At 48.4% G+C, this 3,659-nt stretch carries 5 protein-coding genes; all 5 read right to left on the bottom strand.

What is annotated here, in order from left to right:
• Positions 1 to 406: tRNA pseudouridine(13) synthase TruD (gene truD / locus KDK19_RS21110; protein WP_257292880.1), on the bottom strand; the 406-nt coding region annotated here is incomplete at its 3' end.
• A 35-nt stretch (positions 407 to 441) separates the two neighbouring features.
• Complete coding sequence (gene ispF / locus KDK19_RS21115) at positions 442 to 942, bottom strand: 2-C-methyl-D-erythritol 2,4-cyclodiphosphate synthase (protein WP_306670930.1); 501 nt, start codon at positions 940 to 942, stop codon at positions 442 to 444.
• Complete coding sequence (ispD, locus tag KDK19_RS21120) at positions 942 to 1,673, bottom strand: 2-C-methyl-D-erythritol 4-phosphate cytidylyltransferase (RefSeq protein ID WP_257255287.1); 732 nt, start codon at positions 1,671 to 1,673, stop codon at positions 942 to 944. Before ispD ends, ispF begins: the two co-directional genes overlap by 1 nt.
• Before the next feature lie 164 nt (positions 1,674 to 1,837).
• Positions 1,838 to 2,110: a septum formation initiator family protein gene (locus KDK19_RS21125; protein WP_257255288.1), complete on the bottom strand. Its 273-nt coding sequence runs from the start codon at positions 2,108 to 2,110 to the stop codon at positions 1,838 to 1,840.
• A 183-nt stretch (positions 2,111 to 2,293) separates the two neighbouring features.
• Positions 2,294 to 3,586: a phosphopyruvate hydratase gene (gene eno / locus KDK19_RS21130; RefSeq protein WP_257255289.1), complete on the bottom strand. Its 1,293-nt coding sequence runs from the start codon at positions 3,584 to 3,586 to the stop codon at positions 2,294 to 2,296.
• Positions 3,587 to 3,659: the final 73 nt, after the last annotated feature.

A 3,659-nucleotide genomic window follows, 5' to 3' on the forward strand; every position in this document is an offset into this window, starting at 1 on the left:
TGATAAAACGGTTGCCTTTCAGTGCACCAGTCTTGAGCTTTCTCCCATGTCGGGTGGCAGCGATAATATCCAACGACTCACTGTTCAGCTCAGACCATTGAGGAGAGTCTTGTCCGGGCAGCCAGACACTAAACCACTGACGTGTAACACCATGACGATCCTTGCGCCCCGCGTAACTGACTGCAGAGCGTTTTACGCCAGCAAACCTGGAAAGTTGTCCTGCTACCCAATCGGTATTTTCTCCAGTTTTCTGAACATTGATATAGGCATGTTCCCCTTCACCTTCCGGTACAAAGGGCAGCTCTTCTTCAACAATGAAATCTTCAGGCAGGGACTTGAAAGTACATCGTCCCAAAGGACCACCCCAGGAGTAAGCCCAGGATGATGTGTAAGAAACTTGATTCATTAAACAATAATCTTTTTGGGTAAAATGCAAACTGATCAGGAAAGTTGTCGCTTGCTGTGAGCCAGAAGCACCACTGCATGAACTGCAATACCTTCCTCTCGGCCGATATAACCCAATTTCTCTGTTGTCGTTGCTTTTACATTGACAGCTTCAGTTTCAATCTGAAGATCTTTGGCAAGGTTTTCCCTCATGGCTGGAATATGAGGAGCCATTTTTGGCACCTGGGCAACAATGGTACTATCGACGTTGATCACCCGATAGCCCTTTTCATGAATCAGTACCACCACATGCCTGAGAAGCTGTCGGCTATCAATTCCCTTATACCTGGAATCTGTATCCGGGAAATGCTGCCCGATATCACCCAGGGCAGCCGCTCCCAACAACGCATCACAGACGGCGTGAAGGAGAACATCACCATCAGAATGGGCTAAAAGCTTATGGCTGTGATCAATACCGACCCCACCCAAAAAGACCTTGGCCTCAGCCGTTGTTTCATCGGAAAAACGGTGCACATCAAAACCGTGACCAATTCGCATCATACCGTCTCAATCAGTTTGTCTTGCTGTTGAATGTAAAGAGCCGCAAGTGTTAGATCAGCACTTCGGGTCACCTTGATATTATCGCTGTGCCCTTCGACCATCAGCGGCCTGAATCCAGCGTATTCAATCGCGCTGGCTTCATCCGTGACAGGCATTTCATCATCCAGTGCTTTTTTGAGCGCGTCGTAAAGCAGCTTCACCCGAAACATCTGTGGCGTCAGGGCGTGCCAAAGAGCATTCCTGTCAACGGTCTCCGTCACTTCTCCAGCAGATGAAGTACGTTTCATAGTGTCTCTGACAGGTATTCCCAGCAAACCACCAATGGTATGGTCAGTTAACTGTTCTACCAACCACTCCAGGTCAGAGTGACGTATACAAGGTCTGGCCACATCATGAACCATCACCCAATCCTCGGCATCTGCCAACTCAGACAGGGCTTTCAGTCCATTCAGGACGGAATGGTAACGCTCATCCCCGCCCTGCACCAACATGATTCGCGGATCCCTTAACAGCTCAATCTCCTTGTAGCACTCATCTTCAGCACCAATGACAACAATCAGCTTCTCCAAAACAGAAAAGCTGATTAGACGTTCAATGGTATGCTCCATCAAGGTGCGACCATGAATCTCAAGATACTGTTTGGGAATTGCACTCTGCATGCGACGACCCACCCCGGCGGCAGGGATAATCGCCCAAAAACGGGGTTCATGAGGATTACTCGTTCTCACATTGTCACCTAAAAAGGTCAGAAGGAACCTGCTGCAAACAGACTGTGCTTCAATCTGTTGTTAATCCGAAATGTCACTTATACCGCACTATAAAATAGCTACAATCGCCAGAATTGTGGCATTTTCTATCCGATATTACGTCAACATCAAAGCGACGGTATGACTCAGTCGTAAATCAGATAAAACGTCTCATCTTTTTTGATCATCCCAAGATCAAGACGAGCCTGCTCTTCCAGAGTTTGCAGACCATGCTGCAGCTCAACAACTTCGGTAGCGAGTAGACGATTACGCTGATACAAACGGTCGTTTTCCCGTTTCTGCAGCTCAATCTGTTTTTGGATCGCTACCATTTCTGCTAAACTGCCTTCTCCCATCCAGAGTTGTATCTGAAGGGCCACCAGCGCCAGTAGCAGTAATGTATGCACCAGCTTTCGCATCTGAATCTCTCATTGTTTCCAGCCATTCAGTCTAACAAAGCCTGAAAAATGTGCCCACGATAAAACCACAAAAAATGGAATATGCGGAAAGTAAATCAAAGAGGTAAAACAGAAAGTCGTCACATTAAATAAAGGGAGGCTTACAGAAGCCTCCCGCTATTGATACGCTACTCAGATAACATTTCAGGCACGTTTGAATTCAGCAAGACCGCGGTATGGAGCCTTAGCGCCCAGCTCTTGTTCAATGCGTAGCAGCTGGTTGTATTTGGAAACACGGTCAGAACGACACAGGGAGCCGGTCTTGATTTGACCCGCAGCAGTACCTACAGCCAAGTCTGCGATAGTAGCGTCTTCTGTTTCACCGGAGCGGTGGGAAATCACCGCAGTGTAACCCGCGTCCCTGGCCATCTTGATGGCTTCGAGAGTTTCGGTCAGGGAACCGATCTGATTAAACTTGATCAGGATAGAGTTAGCGATGCCTTTTTCGATACCTTCCTTCAGAATCCTGGTATTGGTTACAAACAGGTCATCACCGACAATCTGGATCTTGTCGCCCAGGATTTCCGTCTGGTATTTGAAGCCCTCCCAGTCAGACTCATCCAGACCATCTTCGATGGAGATGATTGGGTACTCTTCACACAGTTTGGCCAGATAGTCAGAAAATTCATTAGAAGAGAAAATCTTGCCTTCCCCTTTCATGTTGTATTGACCGTTGACGTAGAATTCCGAAGCCGCGCAATCCATAGCCAAAGTAATGTCAGTACCCAACTTGTAGCCTGCAGCTTCAACCGCTTCTTTAATGACAGCCAGAGCATCAGCATTAGAAGCCAGGTTGGGTGCAAAACCACCTTCATCACCTACCGCAGTATTGAGACCTTTGGCAGACAGCACTTTTTTCAAGGCATGGAACACCTCGGCCCCCATACGCAGGCCTTCAGCGAAAGTTTTGGCAGCGACTGGCTGAACCATGAACTCCTGAATGTCGACGTTGTTATCAGCGTGCTCACCACCATTCAGAATGTTCATCATTGGAACTGGCATAGTGAACTGACCAGAGGTACCGTTCAGATCAGCGATGTGCTGGTACAGAGGAATGTTCTTATCGGCAGCGGCGGCTTTAGCAGCGGCCAGAGAAACCGCCAGAATGGCATTGGCACCCAGAACACTCTTGTTCTCGGTGCCGTCGAGCTCGATCATTGCCAGATCAAGTCCACGCTGATCACTCGCATCGCGACCCAACAGAGCTTCACGGACAGGTCCGTTGATGTTGGCCACTGCCTTGAGGACGCCCTTACCAAGGTAGCGAGACTTATCTCCATCACGCAGTTCCAGAGCTTCACGGGAACCTGTGGAAGCACCGGATGGAGCAGCAGCACGACCCATGGCACCCGATTCCAGAATCACGTCGGCTTCTACGGTTGGGTTACCACGAGAATCCATGATTTCGCGGCCTTTGATTTCAACAATTTTTGCCATAATAGCTTTCTCTCTACACAAATGCCGATAGACGATGAAAAGTATATTGTTTCAATCTCTGACAGAATTCAGC

The sequence above is a fragment of the Endozoicomonas sp. ONNA1 genome, from assembly GCF_024606325.1.
GTDB lineage: Bacteria > Pseudomonadota > Gammaproteobacteria > Pseudomonadales > Endozoicomonadaceae > Endozoicomonas_A.